Consider the following 13,295-nt stretch of genomic DNA (forward strand, 5'->3'; position numbering starts at 1 on the left):
AGGGGGCCTTCACGCGCTTCGAGCTAGACGCCCAGCGGGTGCCAGACGGTCTTCGCTTCCAGGTACCGCCGCAGCCGCGCGATGTCGGCGTCGGCGGTCCAGTCCGGCTCGACGTCCGGGACGGTCAGGACACGCTTCACGGTGCCCGCGGCATCGCGCGCCAGGTCCGCCCGCGCGGACGGCTCCGCGCCCGTCGGGTCGAGGGCGTTGACGTCCCCGTGCGAGGCCAGCCACGAACCCAGCTCCGACGCGCGGCCGGTCAGGATGTTCGCCACGCCACCAGGCAGATCGGACGTCGCGAGGACCTCCGACAGGGTGATCGCGGGCAGCGGCCGGTCCGCGCTGGAGACCACCACGGCCGTCGAACCCGTCGCCAGCACCGGCGCGAGTACGCTCACCAGGCCGAGCAACGACGACTGCTGCGGCGCCAGCACACCCACGACACCCGTCGGTTCCGGGACGGTGAAGGAGAAGTACGGGCCGGCGACGGGGTTCGCCCCGCCGAGCACGGTCGCGATCTTGTCGGTCCAGCCCGCGTACCAGACCCAGCGGTCGATCGAAGCGTCCACAAGGGACTGTGCCTTCTTTGCCGCGACGCCTTCGGACGCGGCGACCTCCGCGACGAACTGCTCGCGGCGGCCTTCCAGCATCTCCGCGACCCGGTACAGCACCTGGCCGCGGTTGTACGCGGTCGCCGCCGACCAGCCGCCGAAAGCCTTGCGGGCGGCGGAAACCGCGTCGCGGACGTCCTTGCGGGACGCGTGCGAGGCGTTCGCCAGGAACTTCCCCTTGCTGTCGGTGACCGGATACACCCGGCCCGACTCCGAGCGCGGGAACTTGCCGCCGATGTAGAGCTTGTAGGTCTTCGCCACCGAAATACGGTCAGACATCGAGGTAGGCCTCCAGTCCGGTGCGTCCGCCTTCGCGGCCGAAACCCGACTCCTGGTAGCCGCCGAACGGCGCGGCGGGATCGAAGCGGTTGAACGTGTTGGCCCAGACGACACCGGCGCGGAGCTGGTTCGCCATCCACAGGATGCGCGAGCCCTTCTCGGTCCAGATCCCGGCGGAGAGTCCGTACGGCGTGTTGTTCGCCTTGGTGACGGCCTCGTCCGGCGTGCGGAAGGTCAGCACCGAAAGCACCGGCCCGAAGATCTCTTCGCGGGCGATGCGCATCGACTGCTGCACGTCGGAGAACACCGTGGGAGCGAAGAAGAAACCGCGTTCCGGCACCGGGCACGGGCTGGTCCAGCGTTGCGCGCCCTCGGCGTCGCCGGACTCCACCAGGCCCTTGATCTTCGCGAGCTGCTCGGCGGAGTTGATCGCGCCGATGTCGGTGTTCTTGTCCAGCGGGTCGCCCAGCCGCAGTGTCGAGACGCGGTAGCGGAGCTTTTCGAGCACCTCTTCCGCGATGGACTCCTGCACCAGCAGACGCGAGCCCGCGCAGCAGACGTGGCCCTGGTTGAAGAAGATCCCGTTGACGATCCCCTCGACGGCCTGGTCCAGCGGAGCGTCATCGAAGACGACGTTCGCCGCCTTGCCGCCCAGTTCCAGCGTGAGCTTCTTCGACGTGCCCGCGACCTGGCGCTGGATGGCCTTGCCGACGTCGGTCGATCCGGTGAACGCGACCTTGTTGACGTCGTCGTGGCCCACCAGCGCGGCGCCGATGTCCCCGGCGCCGGGCAGGATGTTGACCACACCCGGCGGGAGTTCGGCCTGCTGGCAGATCTCCGCGAACACCAGCGCGGTCAGCGGCGTGGTCTCCGCCGGCTTGAGCACCACGGTGTTGCCGGTGGCCAGCGCGGGCGCGATCTTCCACGCCAGCATCAGCAGCGGGAAGTTCCACGGGATGACCTGGCCCGCGACGCCGAGCGGCTTCGGGTTCGGGCCGTAGCCCGCGTAGTCGAGCTTGTCGGCCCAGCCCGCGTGGTAGAAGAAGTGCGCGGCGGCCGTCGGCACGTCGGAATCCCGCGATTCCTTGATCGGCTTGCCGTTGTCGAGGCTTTCCAGCACGGCCAGCTCCCGCGACCGTTCCTGGATCAGGCGCGCGATGCGGAACAGGTACTTGGCGCGTTCCGAGCCCGGCATCTTGGACCAGACAGTGTTGTACGCCTTACGTGCGGCCTTCACCGCTGTGTCCACATCGGACACCGACGCGGTGCCGACCTCGGCGAGCACCTCTTCGGTGGCCGGGTTGATCGTCTTGAGCGGCTCACCCGAGCCGTCGATGAATTCGCCGTTGACGAACGGCCGGTAATGCGGTTTGAGGTTGGCGAGGTCGCGCGATTCGGGCGCGGGCGCGTACTCGAAGATGCCCATGGGTCAGTCCACCGTCACGTAGTCGGGACCGCTGTAGTGGCCGTCGGCCTGGGTGCGGCGCTGCAGCAGGAGGTCGTTGAGCAGGCTGGACGCGCCGAACCGGAACAGGTCCGGGTTCAGCCACTGCTCGCCGGCGACCTCGTGCACCGCGACGAGGTACTTGATCGCGTCCTTGGTCGTCCGGATGCCACCGGCGGGTTTGACGCCGCGCAGTTCACCGGTCTGGACGAACCAGTCACGGACGGCCTGCAGCATCACGTGGGTGACCGGCAGCGTCGCGGCGGGCGAGACCTTGCCGGTGGAGGTCTTGATGAAGTCGCCGCCCGCCAGCAGCGCGAGCCAGGACGCGCGGCGGACGTTGTCGTAGGTGGCCAGCTCACCGGTTTCGAGGATGACCTTCAGGTGAGCGCCGCCACAGGCCGCCTTGATGGCCTGGATCTCCTCGAAGACCTCCGAGTAGCGGCCCTCCAGGAAGGCGCCGCGATCGATCACCATGTCGATCTCGGCGGCTCCGGCGTCGACGGCGATCTTGGTGTCGGCCAGCTTGATCTCACGGCTCGTGCGGCCGGCCGGGAAGCCGGTGGCGACACTCGCGACGTGGATGCCGGTGCCGCGAAGCGCCTCGACAGCCGTCTCGACCATGTCCGGGTACACGCACACGGCCGCGACCTGCGGGGTGTCCGGGCGGTCCGGATCCGGCCGCATGGCCTTCGCGGCGAGCGCGCGGACCTTGCCCCGGGTGTCGGCGCCTTCGAGGGTCGTCAGGTCGACCATCGAAATGGCGGTGTCGATCGCCCAGAGCTTGGCGGCCTTCTTGATGCTGCGCGTGCCGAGTCCCGCCGCCCGCTGCTCGACGCCGACCTGGTCGACACCAGGCAGCCCGTGCAGGAACCGGCGCAGGCTCGCCTCGTCGCGAGTCGCGTCCGCCAGCGGCGACGGGGTGACCGTCGCCGCTGACGAGCTGGTCGTAGCTGTCATACGGGTGAGTGTAGGCGGCCTACAGGCTGGGCACCGGGGCCTGGGCGGCGGCCTTGGCCGGGATCACCGGCGCGCAGAACTCGTTGATCATCGGCAGCTGACGCTTGAGCGCGGCATCCGGCGAGGCGGTGAGGTCCACAGTGGCCATCGTGGAGATGTTCTTGCCGGATTCGTCGCGGAAGCTGAGGGTGGCGAAGCCGGGCAAGTCACCGCCGTGCCCCCAAATGGTGACGTCTTCGGCGCAGATCCCCGCGCTCTTGAGGTTCACCTTCATCAGGCCGAGGCCGTACTCCATGCCGCCCGCCGGGACCGTCTTCTTCATCTGCGCGAGCAGCTCCGCGGGCAGCAGGCGGCCGCCGAGCAGGGCCTCGAAGAAGCGGTTGAGGTCCTTGCCCGAAGACACCATGCCGCCCGCGCCGTAGTAGCGCGAGTAGTTGTAGGTGGTGACGTCGGTGAGGCCGCGCGGCGCGTCGTACAGCTGCTCGTAGCCGCGGGCGGCCGCGCCGATCAGGAACGGGAAGTCGCGGGGGAGCGAGGTGTCGCGCAGGTGCAGCGGCCCGGTGATGCGCTCGGCGAGCGCGCGTTCCAGTGGTTTCCGGGTGGTCTTCTCGACCAGCAGGGCGAGCACGTTGTAGCCGGTGTTGGAGTACGCCCAGCTCGTTCCGGGCTTGAATTGCAATGGCTGCTTCGTCACGCTCAGGCGGATCTGGTCGTCGCTGTCGAAGTGCTCGAAGCGTTCAGTGTCGATTTCCGGCCCCGTCGCCCAGGAGTCCTCGGGGGCGAGGTCGCGCGGGAGGCCACTGGTGTGCTGCAGCAGCTGGCGGACGGTGATCGGCTCCGGATACGGCAACAGCCCTGGCAGATAACGCTGCACGGGTTCGTCCAGCCCGACGCGCTTTTCGGCCACTAGTTGCAGGACAAGTGTCGCGACGAACACCTTCGACACACTCGCGATCCGCCAGCGGCCGGACGCGTCGGGCTTGCCCGGGCGCTCGATGTTCGCGACGCCGCTGACGCCGCGGAATCCGTCGGAGACGGCGACCATGCCGGGAATGCCCGCGGCGACCGCCGCGTCCATGGCGGCTTGGCGCGGATCGATCTTCTCAGCGGCCACCGCCGGGAAGGCGGTGACGGAAAGCAGTGCGGCACAAGCGATCGCGACGAAACTTCGGCGCATGTGATGAACCCCCCAGTTCGGGTCAGGCTTCCAGTTCGGGTACGTCCTTTTTACGCGGTTTCCGCTTCACGACGACGCCACCCCAGAACGCCAGGCCGGTGATCTTCACCGTCGGCGCGGTCGGCGGCGCCGGGGGAGTCCCGGCGCGGTCCTCCAGCTCGAAGGCGCCCATGAAGCCGATTCCGGTGACGTCCACGTTGATGTCGTCGGGCACGATGATGTCGATCCCGCCCATGATCGCGACCGCGGTGATCGTCGAATGCTTCTCGGCGAACCGCGCGTACCGCAGATCGAGTTCGGCGCCGCCCCAGAACGCGAAACTGTTGTGCTGCGGCGGGACGACCCAGCTGCCCTTGCGCGACGCGCCGGACATGACGGCGATCGACGCGCCGGAGCCCGGATGCCCGCCGATGCGATCGTCGGGCAGGCCGAGCGCGCGCGACGTCGCCGGCTGGATCGCCGAACGGGACTGCGGCAGATCCGCGGTGACCGGCTTGAGGTCGCCGACGGTCTTGGCCGCGTACACGATGGTGAGCCGCTCTTCCAGCTCGTTGATGGTGATGCGCCCTTCGGACATCGCCGCGTGCAGCACCTGCGCGACCTGCTCACGGTCGGCGTCGGAGATGCGCATCTGTTCGGGGCCCGGCAGGGCCGGCTCTTCACTCACCTGGAGGAGCCTAGCGCCGACAAGAGGGCCAAGCGTCCATCTTATGGTCGACAGTGGCATCCTCCGTTGATGGGGAACTCGCTACCCGGCGCCGTGGAGCTGCCGGACGGGGTCGAAGTACGTGGACGGGGCCTGGGTCGTCCCTGGCCAGAGGGACCTTCGCCGGATTTCGGCCTGTATTTGGGCGGCGCGAAGCTGCGCCGGAAGCACGATCACAAAATGGGCTGGGAGCGGGCGTGGATCCGCTGGCCCGATTTCCTGCTGCCGACGGACTGGGCGGACGCGCGGCGCCGGATCGTCGATCTGCACACCCGGGCGGCGGCGGGCGAAGCCGTCGAGGTCGCGTGTTACGGCGGAGTGGGGCGCACCGGCACGGTGCTGTCCTGTCTAGCCACCCTTTCCGGGCTGAGCGCCGAAGAGGCGGTGGCGTGGGCGCGGGCCAACCACGACAAGCGTTCGGTGGAGACGCCGTGGCAGCGCCGCTGGGTCGGCTGGTTCGCGCGCCAGGCCTGACGGGCTAAATTGACCGGCATGGATGTGCACGTCGTTGATCACCCGCTGGCCAAGGCCAGGCTCTCCACCATGCGCGACGCGCGCACCGACAGCGCCGCCTTCCGCGCGGCGCTGCACGAACTGACCGTCATGCTGGTCTACGAAGCCACGCGCGACATGCCCGTGCGGATCGAGCGGATCCACACGCCGGTGGCGCGCACCGACGGCTACGCGCTGGCGAGTCCGCCGCTGCTGGTGCCGGTCCTGCGCGCCGGGCTCGGGATGGCGGATCAGGCGCACAAGCTGATCCCGGACGCCCAAATGGGTTTCGTCGGCCTCGCCCGCGACGAAGAGACGCTCAAGCCGACGCCGTACCTCGAGTCGCTGCCCGAATCGCTCGCCGACCGGCCGGTGATGGTGCTCGACCCGATGCTCGCGACCGGCGGCTCGATGGAGTACACGATCCGGCTGCTCACCGACCGGGGCGCCACCGACGTCACCGCGATCTGCGCGCTCGCCGCGCCCGAGGGCATCGAGCACCTGGAGAAGACCGGGCTGCCGCTGCGGGTGGTGACCGCGAGCATCGACGAGCGGCTGAACGACTCCGGCTTCATCGTGCCGGGCCTCGGAGACGCGGGAGACCGGCAGTACGGGGCCGTCTGACCCGTTTCGCAACATCTCCGCCGTTGCCGGTCACTGACAGGTGTGACCAGAACAGTGACCGGATCGGTGGGGGTGCCGGTGGACTCGTGCGAACCTCCTCCCGACAGGAGCGACACAGAGCTTTGGCAGGCGGCCGCGGGCGGTGACCACGGGGCGTTCACCGAGCTCTTCGAACGCCACGCCCAAGCGGTGTGGAACCACGGCTACCGGCTGACGGGGTCGTGGGCGTCGGCCGAAGACCTGACCTCGACGACGTTTCTCACCGCCTGGCGGCGCCGGGCGGACATCACGCTCATCCGCGACAGCGCGCTGCCCTGGCTGTACACCGTCGCGGGCAACCTCGCACGCAGCGAACACCGCAGCGCCGGGCGGCGGCTCCGGCTCGTCCGGCGGCTGCCGGAACCCCGGTCGGTGTCCGACCATGCCGACACCGTCGTCGACCAGCTCGACGGCGAAGACCGCCTTCGGCAGGTGCTCGCCTTGGTCGCGAAGCTGCCGAAATCGCAACGGCAAGCCGTCGAACTCTGCCTGCTCGGCGATCTCTCCTTCGGCGACGCCGCCGAACTGCTCGGCGTCGCCGAGGTGACCGTTCGCGCCCACATCTCGCGGGCCCGTACGCAGCTGCGGGCCGCCCTGGAGGAGAAATGACCGACGACCTCGGCCTGCCCGGCAGGCGCGAACTCCCCCCGGAAGTGCTCGACAACCTGCGGATGTCCCTGCGGGAGGGAATGGGAAAACCCGCGCGGCGGCGCTGGCCGATCGTCGCCGCGGCGGCCGCCGTCGTGCTGGTCCTCGCGGGCGCTCTGATCACGACCGTGCTCATCCGGAAGCCGGACGGACAGGGGCCCGTCGTCGCGAACCCTGACTTCTCCCTCGACTGGCCGAAGGCGGAGGAGGCGATGAACCGGTGCTGGGCCGTCGTCCAATCCGAGGGAAGGGCCGCGAGCTTCCCGGCGCGGAACCAATGGGTGCCGCGGTTCACCGTCGTTTCGCCGCCGGTCACCGTCGTCGCGATGATGGCGGACGGCAAACCCTTCTTCTGCGAGACCACGCTGATGACGGCGACCGTGTCCGACCCGAGCGCCGTTCCCGCCTACACCGACGGCGCGCGGACCGCGGCCCTGCTGATGACCAGGGCCGGGACGGTCGCGGGCATCGCCGATCCGGACTGGCCGAAAGTGGAGATGACGGGCCAGAACGAGGCGTCACTGTCCACACGGGACATCCCGGTCTTCCGGCCGGAGAACCTGTTCGTGCACATCGCGCCGATGAAGCCGTCGCGGACCACCTACGCGGTCGGGCCTACCCCCGGGGAGCAATCCCGGCCGCCCGAGTACCAGGCGCCGTATCCCCTTCGGCCCGCTCCGGAGCCTGCCGCGTCGAGGCTCGACAAACCGGTGTTCCCGGTTCCCGACCGTGCCACGCCCGCGGGTGAGTTCTTCAACACCTGCACGAGAGGAGCGTCCGAAGCGGTGGCCGACGAGGACGCCTACCGGGTCGGCGCGTACCTCGAAGGCCAGGATGTCGGAGTGGTCGTCGCTCGCCTGGGTGGCCAGGCCATCGTGTGCCAGGGCGGACTCGGGTACAGGGACGGGAAGACCGCGTACTACCGGGTCTTCGACGACCAGCGGCGGTCCGCGGGGCCTGTGCGCACGTTGCAGGCCGAAACGGTCGGCAGGGTGGACCGGAACGGGGACCCCGTCCCGGTCCGGAACACGTACCTGGGCGTCGTTCCCGAGGCCGCAGCGGGCGTGAAGCTCGACTTCGGGACCGGCACGACGATCGACGCGACGGTCGCGGACGGGACTTTCGCGGCCTGGATCCCGGACGGGGTCAGTGAGGACTACGAGAACGCGCGGGTGGGCATCACCGTCGTGGACGCGGCTGGGGCGACCCTGTACCAGGGGTCGCTTCCGCTCTACTGAGCTGAGCGCGTTTAGCCCGCTAAACGCGACGCGACCCCGGCCGCGTAGGTGGCGAGGTAAGTGAGGGCCTCCTTCCCTACCCTGAAGGTAGGCAAGGAGGCCCTCACGGCATCCCGCAGCAGGGTTCCGGTCCGGCGGCAGAGCGCGTTTAGCGGGCTAAACGCGAGTCACCGGCGCAGCCAGCCGGAGGCGTTCGCCCGCAGCGCGGTCTCATAAGCGGTGCTCACGGTGAACTTCTCCGGCAGGTTCCCGTTCAGCTCCAGCGACACCAGCCCGTGCACGAATCCCCAGCACGCCACGGTGACGACTTCGGGCGGCAGGTCGAGGAAGACGCCGTCGGCGATGGCCTTGCGGATCGTCTCCTCCAGCGGCGCCATCGTGGCGCGAGCCTGCTCGGAGGTCTCTTCCACCGGCTCGAAACCCGGCACCGACTTCGTGAACATGATCGCGTAGAGGTGCGGGTCGGCCAGCGCGCTTTCCCGGTACGCGACGCCGAGCCGGACGAGGTCCTCGATCGGATCGCCGCTCAGGGTGACCCGGGACATCCGACGGCCGAAGCGTCGGAAGCCCTCGGCGAAGAGGGCGCCGACGAGGTCGGTTTTCCCGCCGAAGAGTGAATAGACCGCGGTGGTGGACGTGCCGACGTCGGCGGCGAGTTTGCGGAGGCTGAGTGCCTTCGGGCCGTCGGACGAGATGAGCTCGCCGGCGCGGTCCAGTAGTTTCAGCCGGAGATTCTCGTCGTGCGTCCTGGGGCGGGGCATGCGCCCAGGGTAACGCAACGCTGTTATCAATCGCTCGTATTCGGAGTTGACCTGGAGCGCACTCCAGGTCGTAGTGTCGTTCGCATGAGCTACTCGATAGCGGAAGCCGCGCGACGTAGCGGACTGTCCATCGACACTCTCCGGTACTACGAGCGCATCAAACTCGTCGAGCCCCCGGCGCGGGACGCCGCGGGGCGCCGCGCCTACACCGACGACGACCTCGGGTGGCTGGGGTTCCTGACCAAGCTGCGCCTGACCGGCATGCCCATCAAGCGGATGCGGGAGTACGCCTCCCTGCGCCACCACGGGGCGGCCAGCGCGGGTCGGCGCAAGGCGATCCTCGTCGACCAGCGCAAATCGGTCGCCGACCGGATCGCCGAGTTGCAGACCTGCCTCGACATCCTCGACTACAAGATCGACCACTACGACCAGGTGGAGCGCGCGGTGCTCGGCACCGCAGCCACTGTGGAGGGAATTTCAGCGTGATCAGTACCAGGAGGCTCGGCGGCCTGGAGGTCGGGGCGCAGGGGCTCGGCTGCATGGGGATGAGTGCGGCCTACGGCGTCCACGACGACGACACGGAGTCGATCGCCACTGTCCACCGCGCCCTCGAACTGGGCGTGACATTGCTCGACACCGCGAACGTCTACGGCGACGGAGCGAACGAGGAGCTGGTCGGCCGCGCGATCGCGGGCAAGCGGGACCAGGTCGTGCTGGCGACCAAGTTCGGCATCGTCTGGGACAAGGACGGCGGGATGTCCGCTCGCGGCGACGCGGCGTACGTCAGGCAGAGCTGCGAAGAGTCGCTTCGACGGCTGAACATCGACCACATCGACCTCTTCTACCAGCACCGGGTCGACGCGAACACGCCGATCGAGGAGACCTGGGGCGCGCTCGCGGAGCTGGTCCAGGAGGGGAAGATCCGCTACGCCGGGATCTCCGAGGCCGGTGCCGAGACCATCCGCCGCGCCCACGCCGTCCACCCGGTGACGGCCCTGCAGAGCGAATGGTCCCTGTGGACTCGCGGTATCGAAGGCGAGATCCTCTCGACCGTTCGCGAGCTGGGTATCGGCGTCGTGCCGTTCTCGCCGCTGGGCCGCGGTTTCCTCACCGGCAGCGTGACGTCGGTGAAGGACCTTCCGGCGGACGACATGCGCCGCCGGCTGCCCCGGTTCGCCGAGGGCAACTTCGAGCGCAACATGGCGATCGTCGAGGCGTTGCGCGCGCTGGCCGAGCAGAAGGGCGTCACCGCCGGACAGCTCGCGCTGGCCTGGGTGCAGGCCCAGGGTGACGACGTCGTGCCGATCCCGGGCACCAAACGTCGCAAGTATCTCGAAGAGAACGCCGCCGCGGCGGAGCTGGAACTGTCCGAAGTGGACATCGAGGCCATCGAAAAGGCCGCGCCCGCCGAGGCGATCGCCGGTGAGCGTTATCCCGAGCGGCTCGCCCGCGCCGCCGGTAAGTAAAGCTCCCACGAACGCGAAAGAGAAGATCATGACGGGTTCCACCCTGCCCACCCGCAGGCTCGGCACGCTGGAAGTCGGCGCGCAGGGGCTCGGCTGCATGGGCATGAGCGAGTTCTACGGCCAAGGTGACGACGCCGAATCGATCGCGACGATCCACCGCGCGATCGAACTGGGCGTCACCCTGATCGACACCGCCGACATGTACGGCTACGGCCGCAACGAGGAGCTGGTCGGCCGCGCGCTGGCGGGCAAGCGGGACCAGGTCGTGCTGGCGACCAAGTTCGGCATCGTGCGTGACGAGGCGGATCCCTCGAAGCGCGGGATCCGGGGCGACGAATTCTATGTGCGCCAACAGGTCGAGGCGTCGCTTCGCCGGTTGAACGTCGATCACATCGACCTCTACTACCAGCACCGCGTCGACCCGGAAGTGCCGATCGAGGAGACCGCGGGCGCGCTGTCGTCGCTGGTCGAACAGGGCAAGATCCGGCACATCGGGTTGTCCGAGGCCGGTCCGGAGACGATCCGGCGGGCGCACGCCGTGCATCCGGTGGCGGCCGTGCAGACCGAGTGGTCGCTGTGGTCGCGCGACATCGAGAACGAGGTCGTCCCGGTCTGTCGTGAGCTGGGCATCGGGCTGGTGCCGTATTCCCCGCTGGGCCGCGGTTTCCTCACCGGCCGCTTCAAGTCCAAAGAGGACTTCGCGGACGGTGACTTCCGGCAGACGACGCAGCCGCGCTTCGCCGAAGGCAACCTGGAGCGGAATCTGGCGATGGTCGAGGCGCTGCGCGCGCTGGCCGAGCAGAAGGGCGTCACCGCCGGGCAGCTGGCGCTGGCCTGGGTGCAGGCCCAGGGCGAGGACGTCGTGCCGATCCCGGGCACCAAGCGGCGCAAGTACCTGGAGGAGAACGTCGGGTCCGTTGCGCTGAAGCTGACCGCCGAGGACGTGGCGGCGATCGAGGAGGCGGTCCCGGCCGACGCGGTCGCGGGGGAACGCTACCCCGAAGCGGCCATGCGCCTGCTGTCACGCTGAACACGACAAAGCCGGCGCCCCGTCGAAGGGGCGCCGGCTTTGCGTTGTCAGCGCAGGGCTCTGTCAGACTAAAGACGTGACCGCCGCGACCACGTCGTCGACGGCCACGGTCTGCTGTTCGCGGGTCGCGAGTCCGCGGACGGTCACGTTCCCGGCGTCCCAGTCCTCCTGGCCGACGATCACCACGGCCCGGGCCCCGGCCTTGTCGGCCCGGGTGAGTTCCTTGCCCAGTTTGCGGAGTTCGACGGGCGTGGACGTACGCAGACCGGCCTTCCGCAACCGCCCCGCGACCTCGCGCGAGGCGTCCGTGAGCTCCTCGACCACTGGGATCACCACGACATCGACCTCACTGCGCGGCTTCGGGGTGAGGCCGTGGGTGTCGAGGAAGTCGATCAGCGTGACGTCACCCATGCCGAAGCCGATCCCGGGGATCTGCTGCGACGTGAACAACGAAGCCAGGTCGCTGTACCGGCCGCCGCCGAAGAGGGCGCGACGGTTCTCCGGCGAGGTGTCGAAGACCTCGAACACGGTCGACGTGTAGTACGCGAGCCCGCGCACGATCATCGGGTCGAACGTGATCAGGTCCGCGGCACCGCTGTTCAGCACCTTGACCAGGTTCGAGTTCTCCTTGACCTGGTCCGGCAGCTCGTCGAGCAAAGCCGCGCCGGACGACAGGATCTCGGTCAGCTTCTCGAACTGCTTGTCGGTCAGCCCGATCTCGGCCGCGGTGTCGCTCAGCTTCGTGCGGTCCGACTTCTCCCAGCGGTCCACCAGGGTGAACACCTGCGGGAGCTGCTCCGCGGTCACGCCGACGATGTCGGTGAGCGCGGACGAGAGCAGGTTCCGGTCGTTGGCCCGCACTCCGAACATGTCCGGGGTCGCTCCGAGCGCGCTCATCATGTCGTGGACGAGCTCGAAGATCTCGATCTCGCAGTTCGCGCTGTCCGAACCGAAGATGTCCGCGTTGATCTGCCAGTGCTCGCGGACCCGGCCACGCTGCGGCCGCTCGTAGCGGTGACAGTTCGGGTGGCTGTACCAGCGCACCGGGAACTGCAGCGACTTCGCGTTGCCCGCGATCATCCTGGCGACCGACGGCGTCATCTCCGGGCGCAGCGCCAGCCGCTCGCCGCCCTTGGTGGTCAGCGTGTACAGCTGCTGGTCCGCGATCTCCTGCCCGGACTTCCGCTCGTAGATCTCGGCGGGTTCGAGGATCGGCCCGTCGTAGCGGAGGAAGCCCCGCAGTTCGAGCACGTCGTAGAGATGACCGAACACCTGCGTCCGGACGGACATCTCGGCGGGCAGGAAGTCGCGGGTCCCCTTGGCGGGGGCTGTCGGCAGGTATTCAGGCACGTCAGCAAGCTTAACGAGCCGTTTCCACCGCTTTTGTCAGGGGAAGGCCACGCCGTACGCGGTGGTCAGGATCGCCGCCCCGAGCAGGACCGCTCCGACGCTGGTGACCCGGCCGCCGAGCTTGCCCTTGCCCGGTGCCAGGTGCAGGAAGAAGCCGCCGGACTGGGCGAGCACACCGAACAGCAGCAGGAAGCACACGATCCACAGCGCGGCGGATGGGAGACCGGTCTGCCCGAGGATCTGCAACGCGACCAGCGCGAGAACCAGCAGGACACCGGCGTGCGCGTGGCCGGCGCGGAACATTCCGCGCTGGTGTTCGGTCAGTTTCCTGTCGCGCAGGACACCCATCAGCGCGTAACCGCCGTACATCACCGTCGGCAGGGAAACGAGCGCGATGACGGTGAACAGTCTGATCGGGCCTTCCATGGCTTTCCTTTCGCTGGAGGTGGAGGCAACAATAACACCGTTTT

Annotated in this window: 15 protein-coding genes; 7 read left to right on the plus strand and 8 right to left on the minus strand. The window is 68.9% G+C overall.

Going from position 1 to position 13,295, the window contains the following annotated elements:
• Positions 1-23: 23 nt before the first annotated feature.
• From ACLJO0_RS10010 to ACLJO0_RS10030, 5 genes are read right to left on the minus strand one after another with little or no spacing between them, the layout of a single operon-like run.
• Positions 24-890: an aldehyde dehydrogenase family protein gene (locus ACLJO0_RS10010; RefSeq protein ID WP_410577719.1), complete on the minus strand. Its 867-nt coding sequence runs from the start codon at positions 888-890 to the stop codon at positions 24-26.
• On the minus strand, positions 883-2,316 hold the full coding sequence (locus tag ACLJO0_RS10015; protein ID WP_410577720.1) for an aldehyde dehydrogenase family protein: 1,434 nt from the start codon (positions 2,314-2,316) through the stop codon (positions 883-885). The genes ACLJO0_RS10010 and ACLJO0_RS10015 overlap by 8 nt, the downstream gene beginning before the upstream one ends.
• Before the next feature lie 3 nt (positions 2,317-2,319).
• A complete protein-coding gene (gene deoC, locus ACLJO0_RS10020) occupies positions 2,320-3,294 on the minus strand; it encodes a deoxyribose-phosphate aldolase (protein WP_410577722.1) in 975 nt (324 codons plus the stop codon).
• 19 nt (positions 3,295-3,313) lie between these two features.
• Positions 3,314-4,471: a serine hydrolase domain-containing protein gene (locus tag ACLJO0_RS10025; protein WP_410577724.1), complete on the minus strand. Its 1,158-nt coding sequence runs from the start codon at positions 4,469-4,471 to the stop codon at positions 3,314-3,316.
• A 22-nt stretch (positions 4,472-4,493) separates the two neighbouring features.
• Positions 4,494-5,102, minus strand: coding sequence for a DUF1707 domain-containing protein (locus ACLJO0_RS10030; protein WP_410578217.1), 609 nt, complete (start codon positions 5,100-5,102; stop codon positions 4,494-4,496).
• Between the two features lie 105 nt (positions 5,103-5,207).
• Here ACLJO0_RS10030 and ACLJO0_RS10035 point away from each other — a divergent pair, with 105 nt between their 5' ends.
• The 4 genes from ACLJO0_RS10035 to ACLJO0_RS10050 are packed head-to-tail and all read left to right on the plus strand — an operon-like array spanning position 5,208 to position 8,218.
• Positions 5,208-5,651, plus strand: coding sequence for a protein-tyrosine phosphatase family protein (locus ACLJO0_RS10035; protein ID WP_410577726.1), 444 nt, complete (start codon positions 5,208-5,210; stop codon positions 5,649-5,651).
• Between the two features lie 18 nt (positions 5,652-5,669).
• Positions 5,670-6,293, plus strand: coding sequence for a uracil phosphoribosyltransferase (gene upp / locus ACLJO0_RS10040; RefSeq protein ID WP_037332384.1), 624 nt, complete (start codon positions 5,670-5,672; stop codon positions 6,291-6,293).
• A gap of 54 nt (positions 6,294-6,347) precedes the next feature.
• Complete coding sequence (locus ACLJO0_RS10045; RefSeq protein WP_410578218.1) at positions 6,348-6,941, plus strand: RNA polymerase sigma factor; 594 nt, start codon at positions 6,348-6,350, stop codon at positions 6,939-6,941.
• Complete coding sequence (locus ACLJO0_RS10050) at positions 6,938-8,218, plus strand: hypothetical protein (RefSeq protein ID WP_410577728.1); 1,281 nt, start codon at positions 6,938-6,940, stop codon at positions 8,216-8,218. Before ACLJO0_RS10045 ends, ACLJO0_RS10050 begins: the two co-directional genes overlap by 4 nt.
• A gap of 167 nt (positions 8,219-8,385) precedes the next feature.
• Here ACLJO0_RS10050 and ACLJO0_RS10055 read toward each other — a convergent pair whose 3' ends face one another.
• Positions 8,386-8,979, minus strand: a complete 594-nt coding sequence (locus ACLJO0_RS10055) for a TetR/AcrR family transcriptional regulator (protein WP_410577730.1) — start codon at positions 8,977-8,979, stop codon at positions 8,386-8,388.
• A gap of 84 nt (positions 8,980-9,063) precedes the next feature.
• Here ACLJO0_RS10055 and ACLJO0_RS10060 point away from each other — a divergent pair, with 84 nt between their 5' ends.
• From ACLJO0_RS10060 to ACLJO0_RS10070, 3 genes are read left to right on the plus strand one after another with little or no spacing between them, the layout of a single operon-like run.
• Positions 9,064-9,465 carry a MerR family transcriptional regulator gene (locus ACLJO0_RS10060; protein ID WP_125796472.1) on the plus strand — a complete coding sequence of 134 codons (402 nt, stop codon included), beginning with the start codon at positions 9,064-9,066 and terminating at the stop codon, positions 9,463-9,465.
• Positions 9,462-10,445 carry an aldo/keto reductase gene (locus ACLJO0_RS10065; protein WP_410577732.1) on the plus strand — a complete coding sequence of 328 codons (984 nt, stop codon included), beginning with the start codon at positions 9,462-9,464 and terminating at the stop codon, positions 10,443-10,445. The genes ACLJO0_RS10060 and ACLJO0_RS10065 overlap by 4 nt, the downstream gene beginning before the upstream one ends.
• A gap of 28 nt (positions 10,446-10,473) precedes the next feature.
• Positions 10,474-11,475 carry an aldo/keto reductase gene (locus ACLJO0_RS10070; RefSeq protein ID WP_410577734.1) on the plus strand — a complete coding sequence of 334 codons (1,002 nt, stop codon included), beginning with the start codon at positions 10,474-10,476 and terminating at the stop codon, positions 11,473-11,475.
• Positions 11,476-11,538: 63 nt separating this feature from the next.
• Here ACLJO0_RS10070 and hisS read toward each other — a convergent pair whose 3' ends face one another.
• Both hisS and ACLJO0_RS10080 read right to left on the minus strand, forming a co-directional pair.
• Entirely contained in the window at positions 11,539-12,825 is a 1,287-nt protein-coding gene (hisS, locus tag ACLJO0_RS10075) for a histidine--tRNA ligase (protein WP_410577736.1), read from the minus strand.
• 36 nt (positions 12,826-12,861) lie between these two features.
• Positions 12,862-13,251: a hypothetical protein gene (locus ACLJO0_RS10080; RefSeq protein ID WP_410577738.1), complete on the minus strand. Its 390-nt coding sequence runs from the start codon at positions 13,249-13,251 to the stop codon at positions 12,862-12,864.
• Between the last annotated feature and the right edge of the window lie 44 nt (positions 13,252-13,295).

Origin of the sequence: Amycolatopsis sp. lyj-108 (assembly GCF_046549005.1) — a bacterium.
In the GTDB taxonomy this organism is placed as follows: domain Bacteria; phylum Actinomycetota; class Actinomycetes; order Mycobacteriales; family Pseudonocardiaceae; genus Amycolatopsis.

Bases quoted from the DNA above. Each gene is read 5' to 3' on its own strand.
- deoC (WP_410577722.1), bottom strand. From the start codon at position 3,294: ATGACAGCTACGACCAGCTCGTCAGCGGCGACGGTCACCCCGTCGCCG.
- ACLJO0_RS10030 (WP_410578217.1), bottom strand. From the start codon at position 5,102: ATGCGCATCTCCGACGCCGACCGTGAGCAGGTCGCGCAGGTGCTGCAC.
- ACLJO0_RS10080 (WP_410577738.1), bottom strand. From the start codon at position 13,251: ATGGAAGGCCCGATCAGACTGTTCACCGTCATCGCGCTCGTTTCCCTG.
- upp (WP_037332384.1), top strand. From the start codon at position 5,670: ATGGATGTGCACGTCGTTGATCACCCGCTGGCCAAGGCCAGGCTCTCC.
- ACLJO0_RS10060 (WP_125796472.1), top strand. From the start codon at position 9,064: ATGAGCTACTCGATAGCGGAAGCCGCGCGACGTAGCGGACTGTCCATC.
- ACLJO0_RS10015 (WP_410577720.1), bottom strand. From the start codon at position 2,316: ATGGGCATCTTCGAGTACGCGCCCGCGCCCGAATCGCGCGACCTCGCC.
- ACLJO0_RS10055 (WP_410577730.1), bottom strand. From the start codon at position 8,979: ATGCCCCGCCCCAGGACGCACGACGAGAATCTCCGGCTGAAACTACTG.
- ACLJO0_RS10050 (WP_410577728.1), top strand. From the start codon at position 6,938: ATGACCGACGACCTCGGCCTGCCCGGCAGGCGCGAACTCCCCCCGGAA.
- ACLJO0_RS10010 (WP_410577719.1), bottom strand. From the start codon at position 890: ATGTCTGACCGTATTTCGGTGGCGAAGACCTACAAGCTCTACATCGGC.
- ACLJO0_RS10025 (WP_410577724.1), bottom strand. From the start codon at position 4,471: ATGCGCCGAAGTTTCGTCGCGATCGCTTGTGCCGCACTGCTTTCCGTC.
- ACLJO0_RS10070 (WP_410577734.1), top strand. From the start codon at position 10,474: ATGACGGGTTCCACCCTGCCCACCCGCAGGCTCGGCACGCTGGAAGTC.
- ACLJO0_RS10035 (WP_410577726.1), top strand. From the start codon at position 5,208: ATGGGGAACTCGCTACCCGGCGCCGTGGAGCTGCCGGACGGGGTCGAA.